The sequence below is a fragment of the Paenibacillus sp. N22P23 genome, from assembly GCF_059383735.1.
Genome location: NZ_JBXENT010000003.1, coordinates 329410 through 354714, shown reverse-complemented (window position 1 = coordinate 354714; position 25305 = coordinate 329410). Strand labels below are relative to the sequence as shown.

At 51.4% G+C, this 25305-nt stretch carries 12 protein-coding genes; all 12 read left to right on the top strand.

Annotation, left to right across the window (positions count from 1 at the left end; translation table 11 throughout):
- Positions 1-212: 212 nt before the first annotated feature.
- The 12 genes from AC506A_RS16915 to AC506A_RS16860 all read left to right on the top strand — a co-directional run bounded on the left by AC506A_RS16915 (position 213) and on the right by AC506A_RS16860 (position 25260).
- Positions 213-1928, top strand: coding sequence for a sensor histidine kinase (locus AC506A_RS16915; RefSeq protein WP_495462184.1), 1716 nt, complete (start codon positions 213-215; stop codon positions 1926-1928).
- A 3-nt stretch (positions 1929-1931) separates the two neighbouring features.
- Entirely contained in the window at positions 1932-3302 is a 1371-nt protein-coding gene (locus AC506A_RS16910) for a response regulator (RefSeq protein ID WP_495462183.1), read from the top strand.
- A 164-nt stretch (positions 3303-3466) separates the two neighbouring features.
- Complete coding sequence (locus AC506A_RS16905) at positions 3467-5209, top strand: extracellular solute-binding protein (protein ID WP_495462182.1); 1743 nt, start codon at positions 3467-3469, stop codon at positions 5207-5209.
- Between the two features lie 113 nt (positions 5210-5322).
- Positions 5323-6216 carry an ABC transporter permease gene (locus AC506A_RS16900; RefSeq protein WP_495462181.1) on the top strand — a complete coding sequence of 298 codons (894 nt, stop codon included), beginning with the start codon at positions 5323-5325 and terminating at the stop codon, positions 6214-6216.
- Between the two features lie 19 nt (positions 6217-6235).
- Positions 6236-7120: a carbohydrate ABC transporter permease gene (locus tag AC506A_RS16895; protein WP_495462429.1), complete on the top strand. Its 885-nt coding sequence runs from the start codon at positions 6236-6238 to the stop codon at positions 7118-7120.
- Between the two features lie 21 nt (positions 7121-7141).
- A complete protein-coding gene (locus tag AC506A_RS16890) occupies positions 7142-8575 on the top strand; it encodes an alpha-amylase family glycosyl hydrolase (RefSeq protein WP_495462180.1) in 1434 nt (477 codons plus the stop codon).
- Positions 8576-8648: 73 nt separating this feature from the next.
- The gene (locus AC506A_RS16885) at positions 8649-15161 is read left to right on the top strand and encodes an S-layer homology domain-containing protein (protein WP_495462179.1); all 6513 of its coding nucleotides are present in this window, start codon (positions 8649-8651) and stop codon (positions 15159-15161) included.
- Positions 15162-15347: 186 nt separating this feature from the next.
- On the top strand, positions 15348-18560 hold the full coding sequence (locus AC506A_RS16880) for a CARDB domain-containing protein (protein ID WP_495462178.1): 3213 nt from the start codon (positions 15348-15350) through the stop codon (positions 18558-18560).
- A 196-nt stretch (positions 18561-18756) separates the two neighbouring features.
- Positions 18757-21615 carry an S-layer homology domain-containing protein gene (locus AC506A_RS16875; protein WP_495462177.1) on the top strand — a complete coding sequence of 953 codons (2859 nt, stop codon included), beginning with the start codon at positions 18757-18759 and terminating at the stop codon, positions 21613-21615.
- 833 nt (positions 21616-22448) lie between these two features.
- Positions 22449-23366: a sugar phosphate isomerase/epimerase family protein gene (locus AC506A_RS16870; protein WP_495462176.1), complete on the top strand. Its 918-nt coding sequence runs from the start codon at positions 22449-22451 to the stop codon at positions 23364-23366.
- Positions 23363-24439: a Gfo/Idh/MocA family protein gene (locus tag AC506A_RS16865; protein ID WP_495462175.1), complete on the top strand. Its 1077-nt coding sequence runs from the start codon at positions 23363-23365 to the stop codon at positions 24437-24439. Before AC506A_RS16870 ends, AC506A_RS16865 begins: the two co-directional genes overlap by 4 nt.
- A complete protein-coding gene (locus tag AC506A_RS16860; RefSeq protein WP_495462174.1) occupies positions 24436-25260 on the top strand; it encodes a sugar phosphate isomerase/epimerase family protein in 825 nt (274 codons plus the stop codon). Before AC506A_RS16865 ends, AC506A_RS16860 begins: the two co-directional genes overlap by 4 nt.
- The last annotated feature ends 45 nt before the right edge of the window (positions 25261-25305 follow it).

Here is a 25305-nt window from a genome sequence, read left to right as displayed (position 1 = left end):
CGCCGAAAATATGAGATCGTAAACACCACCTCAGCCGGAAACGGTTGGGGTGTTTTTCTGTCCTAACTAAAAATCCTCCCCCTGTTTCAAGAAAAATGTCTCCTACACATTTTGTCGTTTCAGGGTATGATAAGAAGTTGGGAAGCACATTTCCCCATCGATAGGGTGGAACTGAAGCAAGAGAGGGATGATGGCTTACGAAGACGGACTTCTTGCGGCTTAGAAACGTAACGTTCAAAAACAGAATTATTATCATCTTCCTAATTAGCAGCTTGACTCCGTTTATTTGCTTGGGGTTTATTTCCTTCTATACGATTGATTCCATTATCAGCAATAAGGTGGAGAGTGCGCTTCAGAGCAATTTGAAGCAGGACTTGATGACGCTGGAGAATGCCATTAACAACTTAAACCACGTTTCCCAGCAGCTGGCCTACGGCGGAGGAACGAACAGACTGATCGAACAGCTGGCTGTGGAGCAGGAGCCTTATGAACGGCTGAAGCTGATGAATGATATTAAGACGGAGCTGAATGTCATCTCCTTCTCTAATCCGAATGTCGGATTAATGATGTTCTATGATCCTAAGAAAGATACGCATGATTTCGAGAATTTCAGAGTTCGGGGTACCTTCGCGCCGGATCAGCTTCCGGTATTGGCACAATATCCGGAGATTACCTACTATGGGCCATATAAGAGCTATAATGGCTCGATCAATCAGTTTGTCTTCAGCATCATGAGGAAGGTAAACTTGCCGGATCAAAATTTGTACTTATACATAGAGACCGGCCGAAACGCTATTCAATCCTTATTCGCCCCTCAGAACCGCAAAGAAAGCTCTCGCCGCCTACTCATTCTGGATGATCAGAGCCGGATTGCTTTCAGCGAAGTGCAGGATGCTTTTCCGGCGAATACGGTGTTTCCGTCGGCTAATCCGGAGAAGATTTCCGGGTATCACGGCGATTATTTCTGGAATCGGGAGACCAGCAATCAAGGCTGGAGCATCGTCTCGGTTACGCCGGGGAATGAGCTGAATCAGGAGCGGAACCGGTGGTTATTTCAGATAACGGGCATTTTCCTAGCCTTCTTTGTAGGTGCAGTCTTCTTCTCCTGGCTGCTGTGGAAGATGGTATACCGGCCGCTTGATAAGTTTAATACGGAGATTAAGTCCTTGATCCACTCCAATGTGAAGGAACATACGGAAGTGACGCATATCCCGGAATTCGATTATTTGCTCTATCAGACGCGCAGCATGAAGGGCAAGATATGGGCCTTATATGAAGAAATCGAAGTGAAGGAGAAACGAAGGGCGGATTTGGAGGTAGAGAAGCTGCTCTATCAGATCAATCCTCATTTCCTCATGAACACGCTCGATACCGTACACTGGCTGGCCTTGATGAACGGACAGCACGAGATCGACAAGCTGGTGCTTTCCTTAAATAAATTGCTCTATTATAATCTTGGGAAAATGGGCGAGGTTTCAACGATCGGCGATGAGATCGACGCGTTGAAGGAATATTTGCAGCTGCAGCAGATTCGGTATGATTTCCAGTTTGATGTGGATCTGGACGTGGACGAGAAGGCGCTGACGATTCCTTGCCCTCGGTTTCTCATGCAGCCATTAGTTGAGAATGCGCTTTATCATGGCGTAAGCGACGATGGGTACATCTATGTAGGAGTGCAATGGCACGAGCAAGCGCTGCAGATTACGATTCAAGATAATGGAGCGGGTATGCCGCAGGAAACGATTGATCGGTTGCTAGATGATGATGCCAAAGACAGCCATAAGGTCGGCATGGGCATCGGCATGAGATATGTGAAGCGAATATTGCAAGCCACTTACGGCGAGACGGCAGTGCTGGAAATCAGAAGCGAGATTGGAAAAGGGACGATTGTATCGCTGCGTCTTCCGATCTTAAGGAGTGGAATATAACCGATGATTCGCGTGTTGATCGTAGATGATGACAAGTTGGTACGCAAAGGTCTTGCTTCGGCCATGCCCTGGAAAGAGTTCGGGATGGAGGTCATTGGCGAGGCGAATAACGGAGAGAATGCGCTCAAATTTATGGAAGAGAGCAAAGTCGATCTTCTGATTACGGACTTGTCCATGCCTGTCATGTCCGGCATCGAGCTGATGAGAATCGTCCGGCAGCAATATCCGCATGTTCAGATTGTGGTGCTGACGCTTCATCAGGATTTCGAATATGTGCAGGAGGCATTAAGGCTTGGAGCCATTGATTATATTGCGAAGGTACAGCTGGAGAGGGAGCAATTCGAGGAAGTGCTGGGCAGAATCAAAACACTGATGGAGCAGAAAGAAGGCTCTAAGACGGTATCTGTACCGGACGAGGAAGCGGAACAAGCCGATAAATGGTTTGTTCTGTACTCGCTGCATCCGCAGAGCGAGGATTCCAAGTCAGCGGAATACGCCCTCCCTGATCTAGCAATGGAAGCGGAGGCCGGCATCTGGTACTGGACCGGCAGCTTGCCGGTATCCTATTTGCCCGATCCCAATGCTGCACTGGTATGCTTTCAGCATGTAACAAACATAGACAGGAAGACGGTACTGCAGCTCATTCGAGGGTATAGGAAGAGCGATTTGTTCTATGACTTTGACCCCACGGAGTCTGTTCAGTTCGTGAACGCTGCAGAGCTGTTACAGCGGGAGAAAGCGGACCGAAGCTTCGGAGTAGAGCAGATTAAAGGGAAATGGCTAGCTGCGGATTGGATCTATGAAGCATCTGCATTCGAGTCGATGGTTCATGAACTGAAGGGCTACCGCATGCCGCCAATCCGGTTGGCCCGTATCTTCTTCTCGCTCTCTGACGAATGGAATAGGCTGTATCAGCAAATTTTGTCCGAGCCGATCATGATCGAGGATTTCTTCTCCAGCTGGTTCCGGTTCGAAGAGTGGCTTACGGATGTGCGAGATCGGATCAATGCGGCTAATACCAAGCCCCTGTTCTCCAAGGAGATCCAGAACAGCATCGTGAAAGCGATGAATTTGGCGCAGATGAACATCAGCGAGCCGATTGCGGCCGCTGATATTGCCGGGCAGGTTAACATGAGCAGCAGCTATTTCAGCCAATGCTTCAAACAATATGTGGGCCAGACCTATTCGGACTACGTGCGTGATATTCGTATGGAGAGGGCCAAGGAGTATCTGCGAAACACGACCAAGACGATTCAGTGGATCGCGGAGCAAATCGGCTACAACGACGAGAAATATTTCAGCCGCTTATTCCGGGAGCAGGTGGGGGTTCTGCCAAGCGAATTCAGGCAGCAATCAGAAGGCCGCACCAAATAGGGTAGAATGCGTACGAAAGATGGGTAGACATTTTTCGTACGCATTCTTTATTTTGTGAAGAATCCTCTACCTATTCCGGAATAACGCTCTAACTCGGGAAAATACAGAGCCATGCTATATTGAATTTGTCAGAAACAAACGAAATGTCCACGAGGGGGAGCAAGATGAGAAAGGGTATATTATCGACCATGGCTGTGCTGCTGGTAACGGCGAGTCTGGCCGCTTGCGGCAGCAACAACGACAGCAGCAGCAACAGCAACAACCAGGCGCAGACCAACGATAAAGCGGCAAACAGCGGCAACACACAAGCGAGTAATAATGCAGCTGTTAACACGGCAACGGATGAAGTCATCGATCCGTTCGCGAAGTTCGCGGAACCTACCGAGGTATCCATCGGCAGAGGGATTGATCCGAATTACAAGTTTGACGGTACCGATACGGCAGAAGACAATGTGTACACCCATTGGCTGAAGGATAAATTCAACATTGTAGTCAAGCATGCATGGGAAGCGGCACAAGGCCCGGATTATCAGCAGAAGGTCAGCCTAGCGATCTCCAGCAATGATTTGCCGGATGCGATGGTCGTCAACGAAACGCAGCTGAGACAAATGGTTAAAGCAGATCAGTTGGCAGATTTGAACGAAGTTTATGACAAATATGCAAGTCCGGAATTGAAAGCGGTTTACGATTCCAACCCGGGTCTCTTAGACGGCGTAACGTTCGATGGAAAGCTGTACGCTCTTCCTGAAACGACACTTCCTTCTGCACCGCTGACTTGGATTCGTAAAGATTGGCTCGACAAGCTGGGGCTGCAGCCGCCAAAAACATTGCAGGATCTGGAAACGATCGCAAAAGCCTTCATTGATAACAAGATGGGCGGAGACAAAACAGTTGGGATCGTAGGCACGCAGCAAGGAGGCACGCTCTACTCCACATTCCTGAATTCCACGGATCACTGGTATAATTTCTCTTCCTTATTCTTCGCGAACGATGCTTATCCCGGCATTTGGGTGAAAGACAAGGACGGCAATGCGGTGTACGGCTCCACAACGCCGGAGACGAAGCAAGCCCTTGCGATGATGAAAGACTGGTACGCCAAGGGGATTCTGGACAAGGAATTAGGTGTTCGCAAAAGTACAGCTGAAGTCGTTGCAGCCGGACAAACAGGTATTTTCTTCGGACCGTGGTGGTCTGCTTATAACAACATCCCGGATAACATTAAGAACGATCCGAAAGCAAACTGGAGACCGTATGCAGCGCCGCTTGATGCTGCAGGCAAATTCAACTCCAACCAAGCTACAGGTAGCAGCTATATCGTAGTAAGCAAAAATGCGAAACACCCAGAAGCGATCGTGAAGATGACTTCCATTCATAAATGGGGCAAAGACGAGGAATTCAACAAGCTGACGGCAGGCAAGCAAATGACTTCGCAAGAAGTGCCGCTGTTCCTGATTCTCGGTGCCGGTGACCAGCTTGAGTACGCTGTAAACTCCCTGCGCAAGCATTTGAAAGGTGAACTGAAGATTGAAGAATTCGATCAAGTGAACTACGGCTGGGCTTATGAAATGGCGAAGCATGTAGACGCCATTAAGAAAGAGCCATTCGACAGCTATGACATCGAAACGTTCGACCAAGCGGCTGATCCCGGATTCTTCACGCATATCTATGCCCATCTGAACGGCGGCTCGACCTTCGTGGATGCGGATATCAATTGGGTACGCAGTATTGCAACGGCTCAAACGAAAACAATGGAATCCAGATGGACGAACCTCAAGAAAATGGAAGATGAAACCTTCCTCAAAATCATTATGGGCAGTGAAGAATTGGATGCCTTCGATACGTTCGTGACGAAATGGAAGGATCAAGGCGGAGACAAAATCACGGAAGAGGTTAACGAACTTAAATAGTTCGGAAGAAACGGCTGGCGCTGACCTGAAGTGGCGCAGTAAGCATCTTCCAGAAACTGGTCAAGACGGGTACTCGCTACTCGTCTTGACTTCCTAATAAGGGGAAATCAAGGATGCAGACGAACAGAGGATTCGCGAAACATTATTATCTCATGCTATTGCCCGGACTGATTTGGTTGTTCTTCTATAATCTGTTTCCTATGTACGGCATCATGACGGCCTTTAAAGATTTTAATCCGGGCATGGGTATCCTGAAGTCCCCCTGGATCGGCTTAGAAAATTTTCAATACATGTTTGAGCTTGATGACAGTAAGATTATTTTCCGGAATACGATCTTCATTGCATTAGCCAAAATGGTGGGCAATCTCGTTGTTCCATTAGCATTTGCGCTTATGCTGAATGAAGTAAAGAATAGAGTGTTTACCCGTGCGGTTCAGACGGTCGTGTATCTGCCCCATTTCCTATCCTGGGTTATTGTTGCGGGTATGATGCTGGATATTTTCTCGTATTCGGGTCCGGTGAATCAAGTATTAACCGGTCTTGGAATCGATAACGTGTTGTTCTTTGCGGATGCGCAGATCTTCCCTGCGCTTGTTGTCGGAAGTGATGTGTGGAAGGAATTCGGCTTCAACGCCATCATCTTCTTCGCTGCCTTAACGTCGATTAACCCGGAGATGTACGAGGCTGCTGCGATTGACGGGGCTTCCCAGTGGAAGCGATTGACCCGCATTACCCTTCCGAGCATCATACCGGTTGCTGTGCTTCTTGCGACTCTAAGTATGGGCAATATTCTAAACGCGGGCTTCGATCAAATCTTCAACTTGTATAACCCGACAGTCTATTCGACTGGCGATATTATCGATACTTGGGTGTACCGGGCAGGACTCATTGACATGCAGTATGGCTTAGCAACGGCGGTGGGGCTATTGAAATCGGTTGTCGGATTCGTCTTAATTGCGGTTTCGTACAGCTTGGCTTACCGGTTTGCAAACTACCGAATTTTCTAAGGTAAAGGATGAAAGCATGATGATTACCGAGCGTTCAGCGGTTTCCAGACTTTTTAACGGGTTAAATATCGTTCTCCTCTTGGCGGTCATGAGTTTGTGCTTGTTGCCGGTCTGGTATACCTTATCCATCTCATTAAGCGATAAAGCTGCGGCGTCGGCAGGACAGGTGTTCTTGTGGCCTAAAGGTTTCACGTTTGGTTCTTATGAGTCGATCATGCATGACGGCCAATTTTTCAAATCGTTCTTTATTTCCGTGCAGCGGGTCCTCTATGGATCTGTCATCTCCTTCTTCGTTATTCTCTTAATGGCCTATCCGCTTTCGAAGAGCGGAAAGGAATTTAAAGCCAGAAACGTGATCATGTGGCTTCTGGTCTTCGCGATGCTGTTCAACGGAGGCTTAGTGCCTTGGTATCTGACGATGAAATCGCTCGGCATGATCAACAGCATCTGGGGCTTGGTGCTAGGCGGGGGATTGCCTGTATTTAATGTCATTCTCGTCATGAACTATTTCCGGAATATGCCCAAGGAAGTGGAAGAGTCCGCTTTAATGGACGGTGCAGGCCCATGGCGAATATTGTTCAGCATCTTCTTGCCGCTGGCGATGCCGGTGCTCGCTACCGTGCTCGTGTTTACGATCGTGTACCACTGGAACGAGTTTTTCCAAGCGCTCGTGCTGATGAATAAATCGGTTCACTATCCGCTGCAATCCTACATCCGGCAGGTCGCGGTGGTGATCGATCCGACCAAGATGGATGAGGAATCGGTCAAACGAATGTCCGAGTTATCCAACCAGACGCTTAATGCGGCCAAAATCTTCATTTCCATGCTGCCGCTGCTTGTCATTTACCCCTTCTTGCAAAAGTACTTCGTCAAAGGGATTACCCTTGGCTCCGTAAAAGGTTAATAAGCGAACGGATGGTGAGTCATGAAACGCTTTGTTGCTCTGCCTCTGGCGGTTTGTCTGCTCAGCTTGGCTTGCCTGGCTTCCGCCTGCAGCAGCTCGAATCGCGAAGCGGAGGTGAAGGCATTGACTGATCAGAAGCAGGATCAGGATAAGAAACAGAAGCAGACTAGCCAAGGAACCGCGGTTCCGGCTTGGTCTGATAATGCCGTTATGTACGAGGTGAATGTGCGGCAATACACGAAGGAAGGGACGTTCAAAGCCTTTGAAGCCCATCTGCCGCGGCTCAAGGAGCTTGGCGTGGATATCTTATGGCTCATGCCCATTCACCCCATCTCCAAGAAGAACCGCAACGGAACCTTAGGGTCCTATTATGCGGTTGACGATTACAAAGTGGTCAATCCGGAGTTTGGGACGGAGGCGGATTTCAGGGCACTGGTGAACAAGGCCCATGAAATGGGCTTCAAGGTCATGCTGGATTGGGTGGCCAATCATACAGGCTGGGACAATCCTTGGATAGCAAATCCGGGCTGGTATACGACGGATGAGAATGGCCATATCGTGCAGCCTCCGGGTACGAATTGGACGGATGTAGCGGATCTGAATTTTGACAATTCGGACATGCAGGCGGCGATGATTGATGCCCTTAAGTATTGGGTCTCGGAATTCGATATTGACGGCTACCGCTGCGATTATGCCGGCGGCGTGCCGACGGCTTTCTGGGAGAAGGCACGCGTGGAGCTGGAGCAGATCAAGCCGGTCTACATGCTGGCGGAGGATGATCAGCAGATTGGACTCTTAAAGCATGCGTTCAATTCCAATTACGGCTGGCAGTTGTACAACATCATGAATCGGATTGCCAAAGGACTTGGCAATGCGGATCAAGTGAAGAAGTACGGGGAGCGGCTTGCGAAGACGTATCCCGGCGGAACCTACCCGCTGAACTTCACGTCCAATCATGACGAGAACTCCTGGACAGGGACGGAATATGAAAGGCTGAAAGATGCGGTGAAACCGCTGGCGGCACTCAGTTTCACCATGCCGGGCATGCCTTTGATCTACTCGGGACAGGAAGCCGGATTGAACAAGCGGCTCCAGTTCTTCGAGAAGGATGAGATTGCTTGGAACGGCGATTTGTCTGCGTCGATGACGGTGTTGTACAAGGAGCTCATTCAATTGAAGCATGACAATCCGGCACTATGGAACGGCAATTCAGGAGGAGCTTATCGCACCTTAGCGGCCGGCGACAACGGCGATATCCTTGTTTTTGAGAGAACGAAAGACAGTAATACAGTAATCGTCGTTATGAATTTGTCGGGCGAAAGCGTGAAGAGCACGATTCAAATGGGGGGAGTCGCAGGAAGCTATAAGGCGTTTCCTTCAGGGGCAGCAGTGGATGTCCAAGCAGAACAGCCAGTCGAGTTAGCGCCATGGGAATACCTGATTTATACGCATTAAAGGAACGGAGTCCGGGGTTGCCCGGACTCCGAGCATTAGGAAGCCCAAAATTTAATCAAGGTGGAGTCTATTCATGCGGAAAAGCCAGATGCGCCGATTATCGATGCTCGTTATGGTCCTGTTTGTGCTGGGCACTTACTTCCCTGTTTTTCCCGGTGGGGGAGCTCAGACTGCAGAGGCTGCCAGTTTAGTAGATGGAAGTCAGTCTCAATTCGTACGGATACAGAACAATTACACGGGGAAGATACTGTTTGCCTCGGAAGATGGGAAAGTCGCTTACGGTACGCCTGAAGAGACGGACCAAGCGTCACAGTGGGAGTTGGAAGTAGTCTCCTCAGAGGGAGAGGCAGGGACCGTTCGGATCAAGAATCGTGAAACGGGCACTTATATGTCTGTTGAGAATTGGGGGAACTACGCAAGCCCTGTTCAACTGTCGGATGCAGGCGCAGGTTCATTCGTTTTGGAATGGCATGTTATGAATGCGGTTACAAACGGGTTTGTGAACATCCAAAGCAAGGTGGATGCAGCGAATTATCTACATATGGAGGATAAGACGGGTTATGCCCAATCCAGCTCAATACCGCCAGAATGGGGTTCCGCTCAGTGGAAGCTGACGCCGGTAACCGACTATGTCCGGTTCAAGAACTACTATAAGCCCAATCCGGCAGACCCGGATAAATACTTAATGGCGAAAGACGGTAAAGTCGGCTATGGCAATCCTGATCCGGCAGATCCGGCTTCCCATTGGGCGATCGAACAAGACGGCGAGCAGGTGAGGATCAAGAACCGAGCAACCGGCCAATTCATGTCGGTTGAGCATTGGACGGATTGGGCGAGCCCGGTCGAGCTGCTGGACGTTGGCGACAATCCGGCGTACGTGCAGTGGAAGATTTTAGATGCCGTTAATGCCGGCTTCTATGTCATCCAATCCGCGGTCGATGCGAATCGCTATATTCATGTGCAGGACAACACCGGCTATGCCCAAGGAGGCGTTATTCCGCCTGATTGGGGAACCCCGCAGTGGGCGATCGAAACGGTAACCGTGAAGGAGCCGTACAATCCGAATCCAGATCCGGGAGAGTCGGGCCCGGCCTATGTTCGCATCAAGAATGACTGGCTCGGCCTGTATATGATTGAAGACAATGGCGAACTGAAATACGGCAATGCGCTGCTTGCCAATCGTGCTTCGCATTGGTTGGTTGTGAAGGAGGACGGGGTTCAGCGGCTGCAAAATCGAGAGACCGGTCATTATATCAGCTTGTCCGGCATTACTTCTGACCAAATGCCGGTAAAGGTCGTGGCGGCGGACGAGAGCCAGCCCTCGGAGCAGCTCATTATCGACAACTTGAATACGGAAGGCAACAAGCTGATTCGCAGCGCTTCGGTGGAAGGCGACTTGTATCTCCATGTGGAGAAGAAGCTTGGTTTCGTACAGTATGGGTCGATTCCCGCAGAGTGGGGCAGTCCGAAATGGTCATTCATTCCGGTGCGCGATCAAGATATTCCCCATTATATTCGGTTGAAAAATAGCTACAGAGGCTCGTATTTGGTCGAAGAGAACGGTCAAGTCATAGCCGGTGATGCAGGGGTGGACAACGCGTTGTCCCACTGGCAGCTGGTGGATGCAGGCAACGGATTGATGCGAATCAAGAACCGGTCTACGGGTCATTCCATGAATGTAGAGGGCATGCAGGAAGGGCCGGAACCTCACAAGAATCCGCTGCGCAGCACGGATGTTGAGGAGAGTTGGACCAGTGCCAAGTGGACTGTAACGGAGCCTTCCACAGGTGTATATGTGTTCAGAAATGGCTATCAGACGGATCAAGTGATACATGTGGAAGACAATTTGGGTTACGCCCAATCCAGCAATATTCCCGAGTTCTGGGGAAGCGCACAGTGGGTAGCGGAGGATGCGCCTGCGTCTTCGGAGACGGTGCTGCCGGATGAATTTGTCCGTCTGAAGAATGCGGATACGGGCTTATATATGCTGGAGAACGAGCATGGCGTTGTTCTCTATGGATCTGAGGCTGCAGATGATGCCCGTGCTCACTGGAATTTCAGCAAGCTCGGACAGACGGAAGGCCATTATCAACTGGTCAACCGAGCGACTGGTCATGCCATAGTCATGGACGCTAAGCTCCCGTATCTCCAAGGCAAACCGGTAGCCGTCAGTACCGCTGCCGATCAATGGGCGGTGGAAACGGCGCAGGGCAATTCGAACCTGCTGCTGCGCAGTGTGGAGCGTCCGTTGGAATATGCCCATGTGCAGGATCGGATGGGATTCGTGCAGCTTGGACTTCGTTCGATTGAATCCCCGGCACTGCAGTGGGTCTTGGAGACCGCGCCGGAGGAAGGCAGCATTCCGGATGGCGGCAGCGGCTCCGAGTCGATCTGGACCGGACGGACAGATGCAGGCTATTTCAAGCTTGTGAATGAAGCAAGCGGTAAAGCAGTTGCAGACCTGAACGGTGTTCCAGGTACGACGGCATCGGATGCGGGCTCCACGCATTTGGATTGGTTACTTCAGGATGAGAACGGCTACAAGCTGATTCGTAATCTGGCATCAGGGGAGTATTTGGCCGCTCAGGATGGTGAGCTTGTCATGCATCCGTCCATAGGAGTCGACACGGCTTCGGAGACAGCTATGCAGTGGCGCATGACGGAACGGAATGGCAAGGCCTTGCTGGAGAATGTGGATGAAGTGGGTATGCTGCTTCAGGTTTCAGGAAGCGGGATTGCACTAGTGGCGGGGCAGGCCGATTCGCCAGCTGACGGACAGATGGTTACCTTTGTTCCGGTGAAGATGGACGTAGACTATGAGGCAGAGCAAGCTTTCGTGAACGGTGGAGCGGCAGCTTCAATAGAGGCGAAGGGCTATACAGGTACAGGGTTTTTAGAAGGATTCCAGAGCGTCGGTGATGCGGCGGTATTCTCCGTATTCGCAGATCAAGCAGGCGAGTATGATGCGGTGCTGCGTTATGCGAACGGTTCTGAGTCTGGTAAGCGATTAACGGCAAAAGTTAATGGGGTGAAAGCGGACAGTCTTAGCTTCGGCGCGGGATCGTCTTGGGATGAATGGAAGGCGTTAAATCTGAAGCTGAAGCTTCGCAGAGGCTTGAATACAGTAACGATTGAGTATGGAACTGGGGACACGGGCTCCGTTTTCTTAGATCGATTGACTCTGAAGAACGCAGTGTCTCCTGCTTATAGGGGAGCAAGTGTGACCTATGATCGATTGGAAGCAGAGCACGCGAACACGAATGGCGAAATTCTCGGGCCGGATCGGACCTATCATGCAGCGGTTTCCGAGGCGTCCGGCAGGCAAGCGGTACGCCTCAGTGAGACGGGAGATCGGGTGTCATTCACGCTGAACCATCCTGCTAACCGGGTAACGGTACGCTATTCCATTCCGGATTCCGCTGACGGAGCCGGAGCGGAGTCGAAGGTTGGTTTGTATATCAACGGAGAGAAGCAGTCCGATATTGATTTGACCTCCAAGTACGCATGGGTATACGGCTCCTATCCATGGACGAACCGTCCGGAAGATGGCGATGCACATCGTTTCTTCGATGAAAGCAGCTTTGAGCTCGGCAATCTTCCGGCAAGAGCGACGCTTGAGCTTCGCAAAGAAGCGGACAGTGACGCGGACTACATCCTTGTGGATTTGATCGAAGCGGATTGGGCTGATGCTCCTTATGAGATGCCGGCGGGCTTCCTGTCCGCTGCCGAATTCGGTGCGGTTCCGGATGACGATCAAGATGATACGGAAGCGGTCCGAAGTGCGATTACGGCGGCAAAGCAGCAAGGCAAAGGGGTATGGATTCCAAAAGGAACCTTCCGCGTGGATAGCGGGCCAATCGAGCTGGCGGATATTACGATCCGCGGTGCGGGCAAATGGCATACCGTGCTGGCAGGCGGCGGATTTATGGGGATAGGCAATCACATTCAGGTATTTGATTTGGCGATTGACGGTGAAGTTACCGCAAGACGGGATGAAGAGCAGAAGTCCGGCTTCGACGGCACCTTTGGCGTAGGATCGACCATCCAGCAGGTTCGAATCGATCATACGAAGGCCGGAATTTGGGTCACGCGACAAGAGCTTGGTGACGGCTCGTCGCTTGCGACGGACGGCCTGTACATTGCCGGTGTTCAAATCCGCAACACCTTTGCGGACGGCATCAACTTCAGTACAGGCACGAAACATTCCGTGGTCGAGCAGAGCCAATTGCGCAATACCGGGGACGACGCCCTCGCGATATGGGCAAACGGCGAACAGTCGGTAGGCAATACGTTCCGGTTCAATACGGCAGAACTGCCTTGGCTCTCCAACAATATTGCGGTTTACGGCGGCCAAGATATTCGAGTAACCGATAATCTGGTTACGGATACGGTAGCCTTCGGTGCGGGCATAAGCGTAAGTACGCGCCATAACCCGCAAGCCTTCGAGGGTGAGACAATCGTTGAACGCAACACGCTGCTTCGAACCGGAGGACGGGAGTACAACTGGCCGGCAGACTTCGGCGGATTGTTCCTGTTCACCGACAGCAGGGAGATGACCGGGAACATTGCGATCCGGAACAATCTCATTCAAGACAGCACCTACCAAGGCATATCGCTGCTCGGTGAGAAAGCAACGGAAGGCATCGTGTTTGAGAATAACGTAGTGGACGGAGCCGGAACTTGGGGCATCCATGCAGCCGGTAATATTAGCGGCATGGCTATGTTCGGGAATACCGTCGTCAGAGGTGTCCGTGTCGGTGAATTTATGGACGGGGCGCAAGGTTTTGAATTCCTGACAAAGGATGCCGGGTTTAACTTTGACGAGGAGCCATACGAAGTGCTGCTGGACGGCGTTTCTACTTCGGATGCTTCTTACCGCCTGGAAGCAGGAACGGGCCAGCAAGCAGCTGTTATTGAGAATCAACTTCCGGTTACAGAGGGAGTCAACTGGTCGATCTCCGATCCAGAGATCGCATTCGTAAGTGAAGCCGGTTTGGTAACTGCGAAACGAGCTGGCAGAACGACGCTGACAGTTACGAAAGACATGATTGCCAGAGTGTTCACCTTGGAGGTCACGGATAAGACAGCTCCGGCGTGGAATGAAACCAGCGAGCTGAGGTTGACGGCGGATACGGGCACAGCTTGGACCGTTGAATGGCCGGCTGCACAAGATGACAGCGGTGTCTCGGCATACCGCGTTACATGGGGCGGGAAGTACCGGACCGTATCTGCAGACATGCTTCAACTGAAGATAACGGATTTGGCTTCGGGGACGGCGTATGTTGTCCATGTAGATGCACGCGACTCTTCCGGTAACTGGACAGCGGTTCCACTTACGGCTTCCTTCACGACCGCGTCGGTATTGCCGACGACTGTGCCAGCAGGCGACGCTGAGAACACGTGGATTCGTGAAAGCGAGACAGCGCAGGGCATACCGGTATTTACAGTGGATCAAGCTGTGCTGAAGCGCAAATTACTTGAGCTGCAAAGCGGAAGCGAGGCCAAGGAGCTGGTCATTGCGACAGGTTCGAAGGAGCCAGCCGCTGAGGTCGTACTGCCAGCCGCGATTCTGCGTGAAGGCGCTAAAGTTACAGCAGACACCAGCATCGTGATTAACCATGGCGGGGCATCCTATGTGCTTTCACTTAGCAAGATTGCGGCGTTGCTCCCAGTGGACGCAGATGCAGAACTGCGGATTTTCATCCGGCATCTAGAGCCTGGTGAGGCGGGCAACCCAGCTGCTGGTACAACAGGGACCGAATTACGCAGCGACATCTATGAGTTCCGTTTATCCGTGGAGGCTAAAGGATCAGCAGCTGTAGATCTGCATGATCTAGGCGGCATGTATTTCACTAGAGTGATCCCGGTCAGCGGTGAGATTTCATTCGATACGGCAACCGGCGTCGTCTATGACGAGGCTGCCAAGCAGTGGCGCCATGTTCCGACGCACTTTACTAAACTAGCAGATGGAACGGTAGAAGCGACCATTCAGAGCGTAACGAACAGCCTGTATGCCGTCATCGACCAGCAAGTTTCATTCAAGGATTTGCAAGGACATTGGGCAGAGGCAGCTATTCATGCTTTGGCTTCGAGGCGGATCGTGTCCGGATCGGATGGCGAGACCTTCAGGCCGACTCAAGCCGTAACCCGTGCTGAATTTACGAAAATGATAGCCGAGGCGCTGGGACTTCCAGCGGTTGCAACAAACCGATTCAAAGACATACCGTCAGATGCTTGGTACAACGGAGCAGTCGGCGCTGCAGTGAAAGCAGGCATTATTAGCGGTTATACAGACGACACCTTCCGCCCGAAAGAGTTGATTACCAGGGAGGAAATGATGGTTATGCTAATGCGGGCATATCGTGCTGCAGGCCATGCCAAGGATTCGACAGCGGTACAGAACTTATCATTTAAGGATGCGAATCAAATCGCCGCATGGTCGCTTCCATCGATCAAAGAAGCGGTCGCGCTGAAGGTTGTCCAAGGTCATTCGGATGGCAGCATCGGACCGAAGGAGCAGGCAACGCGGGCTGAAGCGGCCTTGATGCTGACGAATCTGTTGAAACCATTGGCATTCCAGAACTAGAGGAATCATAGTCGTACCATTCCACTCGCCCTTCCTATCAAAAGGGGGAGGCGAGTGGACTTCCTTTGGCGCAAATCGTTAAGGAGGTGGGGCCAGTCAGCAAAGTTAGTATGGTAGCTAAGGTACAGAATTACATAGCTGTATGTATTCCGCGGCTTGGATCGAAAACATTGAGGAGGTTTGTTAATGCGTAGTAGAAGCAAAATATCCGTATATTTAATGGTTGTGGCACTTATCTTTTCACAATTGGTCATTTTTCCGCATCTGGCGAAAGCGGCTGGCGGACCTGATTTGGTGGTAACGGGCATTACATGGACGCCGGCTTCACCTCAGACTGGCAATGAGGTAACCTTCAGCGCCACGATTAAGAATCAAGGTGCTGATCCGAGTCCGGCAGGCGTTGTTCACGGTGTGTTATTTACGGTAGATGGTACGTCCGTAAGCTGGAGTGACAATTACACCTCTTCCATCGCGGCGGGTGCATCCGTAACGGTGACGGCCACAGGAGGTCCGAGCGCTAAAGCCTCATGGACATCAACTTCCGGAACGCATACCGTGAGCGCTTATGTGGATGATGTGAACCGAATTGCCGAATCCAATGAAAGCAACAATACTTGGAACCAAAGCATAACCTTATCCAGCTCGGGAACGCCTGACTTGGTAGTAACCGATATTACGTGGACGCCGGCTTCTCCTCAGACAGGCAATGAAGTTACGTTTCGTGCTGTCATCAAGAACCAAGGAACAGCAGCAACTCCGGCTGGTACGATTCACGGCGTGTTGTTTACCGTGGATGGGACATCCGTCAACTGGAGTGACAATTACACCTCTTCCTTGGCTGCAGGTGCGTCCGTTACGGTAACGGCTACAGGAGGTCCAAACGCCAAGTCTTCGTGGACTGCAGCATCCGGTACCCATACGGTGCGAGCTTTTATTGATGACGTGAATAGAATTGCGGAATCCAACGAGTCGAACAACACGTTTGACAAAACCATCACACCTGGAGCAGGTGCTGGAACAGTAGACCTGATCGTAACCGATGTTTCCTGGTCACCGGCTTCTCCTCAGACAGGCAATGAAGTGACCTTCAGCGCTGTCCTTAAGAACCAAGGTACCGCTGCGACTCCAGCTGGAACGATACACGGCGTCGTTTTCTCCATTAACGGGACATCCGTGAACTGGAGTGACAACTACACGTCCTCCATTCCGGCGGGCAGCTCCGTTACGGTAACGGCTACAGGAGGACCAAACAGCAAAGCTACCTGGACGGCTGCGGCCGGCACTCAGACCGTAAGAGCTTTTGTGGATGACATTAACCGAATAACGGAATCGAATGATAACAATAACACCCTCGATGAAAGCATTCTAGTAAGCGTACCTAGCAAGCCTGACCTAGTCGTAACGGATGTTACATGGTCACCTGCCTCTCCTGCTGCAGGGAACGCTGTCACTTTCAGTGCAGTAGTGAAGAATCAAGGAACAGCAGCTACAACCGCTGGAACGGCAAGCAATGTATCGTTCTATGTAAACGGTACCAAAGTAAGCTCAGTCATTAACTACACCACATCCATTGCAGCAGGTGCTTCCGTAACGCTTACGCAGAACTCCGGGTCATGGACAGCCGTAAACGGTATTCATACGGTGAACGTTGTTGTAGACGAGACATCGCTAATCAGCGAGTTGGATGAGAACAACAACAGCTATAGCAAGAGTCTGACTATCGGAGTCGTTCAGAACTATGGCGCAACCGTGCCTTACGACAGCTATGAAGCAGAGGACTTAACGATTGTCGGCGGATCCGTAACGGGTCCAAGCACAACATGGACGACAGCGGAATCGGAAGCTTCAGGAAGAAAAGCAGTACGTCTAGCACAAGGGCAATCCGTTGAACTAACGCTGAGTAACCCTGCACAAGGTATTGTAGTGCGATACTCGATGCCAGATAGTGCATCGGGTTCAGATATTTCTCAAAATATTAGCCTCTATGCGGGCACCACCCATGCGGCAGATATTTCGTTAACAAACCGATACTCCCACCAATATGGACAATATGGTTCTGACGGCGCTGAAATGCAGTGGTCGAATACGCCGGGAATCAACCACCATCGTTATTTTGACGAAAGCCGTGTCCTTCTGGGTCAGCAATATGTGGCAGGTACGAAGATCAAGCTCCAGTGGGATGCCAATGATTCCAATCCTTCGGGAAACACCTACGTGCTGATTGATTTAATCGAGACAGAAGCAGTCACTGCGGCACTTACGAAGCCATCGGATTATGTGTCGATTACGAATTATGGGGCAACGGCCAATGATGGCGTAGATGACACGGCAGCTATGACCTCCGCAATTGCGGCTGTGAATGGCACTTCCATTAAAGGCGTATGGATCCCTGAGGGCACCTTCGACTTTAAAACAGGAACAAGAGGTACGACCAAAATTAAACTGCCAAGCGGTGTGTCCGTCAAAGGTGCAGGCATGTGGCGTTCGACGCTGCAAGGCGCGTATGCCGGCATTCTATTGCAAGGCGGGAATGTGACGCTTTCCGATTTCATGATCAAGGCTGAGGAAACCTATCGTTCGAATGCGACGGGGATTGCCGGGATTGAAGGAAATGCACTCAACTCTACGATCATGAATATTTGGATGGAGCATACGAAGGTCGGTCTATGGTTGAATGAAGGAACGGCAAATGCGCTCGTTTCCAAACTAAGGGTACGGGACACTTGGGCGGATGGAATCAACATTAACGGAGGCACGATTAATACGATTGTGGAGCAAAGCAACTTCCGTAATAATGGCGATGACGGTATGGCGATGTGGTCCAAATCGTTGAATGGCGGTACGGGAACGGTTGAAAGCAGCACATTCCGCTATAACACGGTGCAGATTCCGAACCTGGCGAACGGCATCGGCATTTACGGTGGCAAAAATAATACGGTAAGCAATAACCTCATCCTGGATATCGTTGATAACGGCTCAGGCATCCAGTTTGGCACAAACCACGGACCTATAGCGTTTACGGGCACGCTTACGATTACGAACAACAAGCTGGTTCGCAGCGGCTCGTACCATCATGATTATGGCTACCAAATCGGGGCGATTTGGGGATATTGGGTGAATAATAACGGTCTCGCTCAAGGATTAACCGTCAATGTAAGCAGCAATGTGATCGACAGCAGCACGTATTCAGGTGTATTCATTGAGGAAGCAAGCGCAAGTGCAGTCGTGAATTACACGTCCAATACGATTAACAATTCAGGCACCTATGGCGTCTATGTAAGAGGTTCCGCAAATGGATCGGCTGCATTCAACACGAATACGGTAAATGTAGCTCCTTCAGGTAAGTTTAAAAATGATTCGGCGAGCTTTACGGCAACGGGTACGGGGAACAATTGGTAAACCCCTTTGGTAGATTAGAGTGATGGAACAGGCCGGTGCCTTTAGGGTGCCGGCTTGTTTTGTTTGTAGCGGGAGAAGAGGTTAATGGATAGCAAGGAAAGTAAATAGGATGCAATAGTAACGATCATGCGGCAATTGTACAATTAGTAGGAAATGTAAGCTTTAGGAGAAAACATATGCAGAGAGGAAAGATGACATGAAGAAGCGGATAGGCGCATTTGCAATGGCGATGATGATGCTTGCACCTATGAATACGTTTGCGGCTGATGCTGGGGCTACCTCGGCGGACGGCGTCGTTTACGGAGCGAATCTTGTTCCTAATGGTGATTTTGAAAGCGGTGCCATAAGTTGGCCGAACTGGGTCAATATTAATATCGGCAAGGAATCTCCACATGGGAAAGAGCAGGCTTTGAAAATCCCTGCCGGCTTTGGCATTACCGGACTTGATTTCGGTGCGCTTGAACCGAATCGGACGTATCGTTTTGGCGCATGGTACAAGTTTGTGAATGGGGATGCCGGCGGCAATTTGAAGCTGACGCTTGGCAAGAATTTCTCGAAGCAGCTTGATTTTGTTGAAAGTGATGGGGAGTACCACTATATCGAAACGATATTTACCGCGCCTCCTGAGCTAATGCCAACCTCGAATTCGAATCTAACGCTCGTGAAGTGGTCAGGGGCAGATTTCTATCTGGATGATGTTGTGCTGGAGAAGGTTTCGAGCGCGGAGGATGTGAAGAAAGAGGCCATCGCGCCAGCTTTCCTGCATGCGACGGACAATTCGGAAACCGCAGTCGATCTGGTGTGGGAGAAGCCGCTAGGGAATCCGGCTGTGAAATATACCGTATATCAGGATGATAAGGCAGTCGGTGATACGGCGAATACATCGTTTACGGTGGAAGGGCTGGAAGCAGGCGGTTCGTACAACTTTAAAGTTGTTGCGGCTAAGGAAAGCCAGACTTCTTTTGCAACAAATACACTCAATGTTCATACGGTAACACCGCTTCCTGCGCTGACGAAAGAGCTGTATCCGGGCCAAATCGGTGTCGGTCTGGAAGGTCTTGGCGGGCGTGGATACGAGTTCGCGGATGCGGCTAAAACGCTGCGGCAATGGGTGAAAGCAGACGGCAGCGAAGGCGTGAAGGTGGATGCCAATGGCTGGCCGACTGAGGATGCGGCGACCGTATTCTTCGATCATCGCCCGGTTGCGGCGTGGCTCAATGATATCGATGATCCAACGAAGCAATTCCCGGACATCAGCGGCGTGTACAAGCTGTCGTTCAAAGGTCAAGCGGTGCTTGGCAATTTGGATGCTTCGAGTCCGTTTACGGTAGAGAATCAAAAGTATGACAAGAAGTCTAATACGACAACGGCAGATATCGTACTGCCGAAAGGTAATGGCTTGCTGTTTATGAACTTCACGAAGACAAGCGGCGGCGTGAGCGATGTGAAGCTCCTGCGTCCGGGCTATTCTGCTGGAGATACGTTCACGAAGGAGTTTCTGCAGGCGCTTCAGCCGTTTGGCACGCTTCGTTTCATGGACTGGCTGAGCACGAATAACAACAATCCCGCTTATCCGGCGGTTACCGAGTGGAGCGATCGTAAGCTGACGACAGATGCAACGCAGCTGCTCCAAGACGGGACGCATGGAGTAGCGTGGGAGTATGTAATTGAGCTTGCTAACCAAACGAACAAGGATATTTGGATCAACATCCCGGTTGCGGCAAGCGATGACTACGTGAAGTCGCTGGCAGCGCTGCTGAAAGAAAAGCTGAATCCGGGTATCAAGATTTACTTGGAGTACTCCAATGAAGTGTGGAACGATCTGTTCAGTCAGCAGGCTTACAACAAAGCTGCGGCAATCGCTGAAGGGGCGAAAGAGGGATCGGTGCTGAATCAGTATACGATGCAATCGTATTTTGACGATCCGAACGATGGCGACTATACGCCGCAGAAGCGTTCTTGGACGCGCCACCGGATTGCGCAGCGGTTGATCGAGATCGGTCAGCAGTTCCAGACCGTCTTCGGCGAAGACTCGCTAAACACGCGGGTTAGACCGGTTCTCAGCTGGTTCGCGATCATTCCGGATCAGTACGAGGATATGCTGAACTGGGTTAGCAAAGTGCACGGCGATCCGAAGAACTATTTCTATGCGATCGCCAGTGCGCCATACTTTAATTCAAGCGCGGCAAGCGATGCAGCATCGACAACCGAAGTACTGACGGCGATGCAGGAAGACAGCAAACGGTTTAGCAGTCCGGATGGAACGAAACAGGAACTGATTAGTTTGGCAGATCAGTATGGCCTCAAATCGTACACGTATGAAGGCGGACCGGACTCCGGCGGCGGCAGTACGATCAACGTGGAGAACCGTATCGCTGCACATCGTTCGGAGCGTATGGGAGATCTCGTTAAGTATGATGTTGGAAACAATTTCTTGGATCAGAACGGCGACATGTTCATGTACTTCACATTGACGAGCGGCTACAACCGTTATGGCATGTGGGGAGCGTCCGAGGATATTCTCGATAATCTGGAGACGCCAAAATATGAGGCGCTAACCTCTCTGCTCGGCACCGATGCGCAGCCGTTTAGCGACGTGACGAAGTCTCACTTCGCTTATGAGGCAGTGAAATCGCTGTATGCCGCTCATATTGTGACAGGCGAGAATGGAAGCTTCCTTCCGAAGCGCTTGCTTGCCGGCGGTGAGCTGGAAGTGATGCTGAACCGCTTAGCGACTTACGTGCAATCGCGTTCGGTCGCAGCGCTTGCTGATTATAAGGCAGCGGATTTGGGCGATGGCGCTGTCACTCGCGAGCAGCTGGCTGTGCTGCTGGTGCAAGCCTATGAGGCTGGCACGGGCCGGACGGTGAAGCACCCTGAAGCAGTGGTGCTGAAGGATGCGAAGCAAGTGAAGGCAGATGCGCTGCCTGCGGTGGAAGCCGCAGTCGCAACCGGCCTCTTGTCGGCAGATGGCGGCAAGTTCAAGCCGCAGGCGAAGGTCACCCGCGCGGAAGCGGCAGTCGCGCTTGCGAGATTGCTCGAGTACGTTCGCTAAGACGAGGGAGCTTGAGGTGTAGAAAGCTAGACGGAACGGAATGACGGAATGACGGAATGATGGAATAGTAGAAAGACAGAAGGACAGAAAAGACAGAAGGACAGAAGGACAGCAGGACAGAATGAAATGGGACGGACAAGTTGACCGGTTACGGTCGGCTTGTCCGTTTTTCTGTGTTGTTGGAGGTGCAACCCGAACCCGAACCCCGAACCCGAACCCGAACCCGAACCCGAACCCGAACCCGAACCCGAACCCGAACCCCTCTACTACCTCCAACTAACTAATCGGTTTCAGTATCACCTGCCACCTAGCTTAGTTTGATATGCGCCTTTTCCAATATGAAGAGAAAAGTAAGGGATTGAGACTAGTATTGTGTGAATGTGAGAGCTGAGAGCGGCTATTCCGCTATCGGAGTGCAATTTGGATGGTTTTACTAGCTGAGAGCGGATATACCTCTTTCGGAGATAGAAAGTAGGGGATTGAAGCCATTATTGTGTGAATGTGAGATATGAGAGCGGCTATTCCGCTATCGGAGTGTAATTTGGATGGTTATACCTGCTGAGAGCGGATATACCTCTTTCGGAGGTAGAACGCAGGTGATTGGGTTAGTTTGAGAGCTGAGAGTAGGGTTCGACTATCGGCCCTGAACTAGCCGGGATTAGCTGCTGAAAGTCGAGTATGGCGACTCTCAGCAGCCGTCATAAGTAAATGAAAAGCAACGGATGTCAATATTGACTCATAGAACCGCCGCGGGGCAGTTGCTACAATCAAGTAAAAGGCCATTTATGTCACTTTTGGCTGAAGTTTAGGGATAGAAGGGATGAGAGGCTGCAATGGGTTTAACGAATGGCAGTAGTCCGGATTGGTCGAACGGGAGAGCGGCACGCCGCCCGTTAACCTGGGGGTATGCGCTCGTGTGGTACCACGGATTTATACGGCAGGGAGACGACTCGGTGCTGGGGAAGCTCGATTTCTTGAAGCGGCATGGGCTTGTCACGACCGGCATAGACTTGAGTGAAATGGCAGCTATGGACGAGGCACGCCGCGATCACATCGGTGAAGAGTTAGTGAAACACGGACTTCAATTGACACCCCACATCGGCTTTAACTACTTAAATGCCGGTAAGGACGAGCGAGAACGGGAAACGGAGCGCATTGCGGAGCAGCTGCGATTATGTCTGCCGATCATGAGGGGTCAAATCGCGACGACAGGGATGCGGGCCGGGCACCGGTTTGACCGGGTGATGCCGCTGGAAGATAAGCTCGCTCGTATATCGGAAGCGATGGCGCCGCTTGCTGCCATTTGTTCGGAACTCGGGGCACCGCTTAGTGTGGAAAATCACGGTGACTACTACATCGCCGACTTGGTCCAGCTATGCCAAGCGACCAAGCAGCTCTACATTTATCTGGATACCGGAAACACCTACTTGATCGGTGAACGTCCGCTTCCTGCATTCGAGCTGGCGGCGCCGTATACGATCGGCACACATTTCAAGGATCACATCGTTGGACCGCGTACGGATGTGTATCCGCTTCAATTTGAAGTAAAGGGAGCTGCGCTTGGCGACGGCGACGTTCCGCTACGCGAATGCTACGAGCTGCTTATGAAGCATGCTCCTCTGAAGGATAAGCTGGTCATGGAAGTTGAGATGATTAGCCCATTGGACATGGATCCCGAGCTGTGCCTAGAGCGTTCGCTTCGATTCATACAATCACTTGAACCCATCGCCAAAGGAGAGATCATGCAATGAGTGAAGTTTTATTACGTGCAGCCGTTATTGGCTGCCGAATGGGATTAAACCATGCCAAGGCGATTGCCTCGCTGTCCGAGTTTGAGCTCGTTGGCCTGTGCGATCTGAACGCAGACACAGCACGCGATGCTGCTGCTCAAGCCGGCGGCTCTGCAGCGATTTATACCGATTTCGCCCAAATGCTGCAGGAACTGCAGCCGGATGTTGTCATTATTGCAACACCAACAGGCTCTCACGCCCGTCTGACCATCATAGCCGCGGAAGCGGGCGTGAAAGCAGTTTACTGTGAGAAGCCGATGGCTGTTAACATGGGTGATGCCCGCAAAATGATGGAAGTATGCGAAGCTAACGATACCTTACTCATTATTGGCCATCAACGACGTATGTCCGCGCCATTCATGACAATGCGCAGATTAATTCAAGAAGGTGCAATTGGCAAGCCGCACTTGCTGCGTGCAACTTGCGCAGGCGATTTCTTGAGCGATGGCACACACAGCGTAGACATATTACTCAGTCTTACAGGCGATGACAAAGTGAAATGGGTGCTTGCTGCCATGTTCAGACAAGACGTAGAGCCAGGCTTGCCGGATCAATACGATTATGCCATCTTTACCGGTCGCAGGTACGGACATGCGGTGGAAAGCGGCATGATGGTGACGCTCGAATTCGAAAGCGGCATCCGCGCGGAATTTCTAACAGGTGATGCGAGACTGCCGGGCAGTGACTACCAAGACATTGAGGTCATCGGCGATCAAGGTCGCCTGTGGCGTGCCGGTGATAGCGCGAACCCACAGGTGCAAATTCAAGATGCACAGGCCGGAGGCTTCCGCGCCGCTGAGCTGGATGCGCCGGATGACTTCAACGATGGACTCCCAGGCGTGTTCCGTCAATTGGCAATCTCCATGCGAACCGGCGCTCCTCATCCGCTTGCAGCATCCATTGCAATTAACGTAATGGAGGTTGTCATGGCGGCATACGAATCAGCAAGACTTGGACGCAGAATCGAGCTGCCGCTGAGCCAAGACCGATTCCCGCTTGATATTATGCTGGAAGGTACGGTGACAACGTCATGAGTATCATTGCTTGCTCTACCTCTGTCCGCTGCGGTTCCGGCTTTGAAGAAGCTCTGGCGTCCATCTCTTCTGCCGGCTTCCGCTACGTGGATATCCTCGCAATCGACGGTTGGGTTCACGTCCACACGAGCGAGCTTGTAACGGGACAAGACCAGGCCGAACAAATTAGCCGATCCAAGCAGCTGTTAGCCCAATATAACTTACAGCCAGTGGCCACAAACAGTGGTGTATCCCCGCAGCTTCATGACCGTTCACCCGAAGCCATAACGCGCAGAAAGGCAGAAACTGCCGGCCTGATGCAGTGGATGAAGGCACTGAACATCAACATCGCTGCAATCCAGCCACGGCAGCCCGATCGAACTCGCCCTTGGGAAGAGGTGCTGGACGATTGCATCGCATCGCTCCGAGAGCAACTGGCCATTGCGAATGCAGAAGGCATCCATTTGGCGCTGGAGTTCCACGTAAACAGTCCATTTGAGACGATGGAGCAGTGCTTGCGTTTGATGGAGCAGATGCCGGACATGCCAATCGTCTACGATCCGACCCATTTTGTAATGCAGGGGATACCGCTCGAAGAGACGTTCGTATTCTTAGACCGGGCAGCACATGTACATCTACGGGATGCGGCAAAGGATGAGATGCAGGTTCGCTTCGGCGCCGGTGCTGTCGATTTCGAGCGGGTTCTCGAAGAACTGAAGCAGCGTAATTATCAAGGAGGCTTCTCGATCGAATATTTACAGACGGATCAATTCGACGTCATGGAAGATGCAGTTAAGCTCTATGATCGAATTAAGGAAGCTTTTCCAGCGGTAACGATATAGCTATAGCAAGCAGAACCCAACCCATGAACAATGTTCATGGGTTTT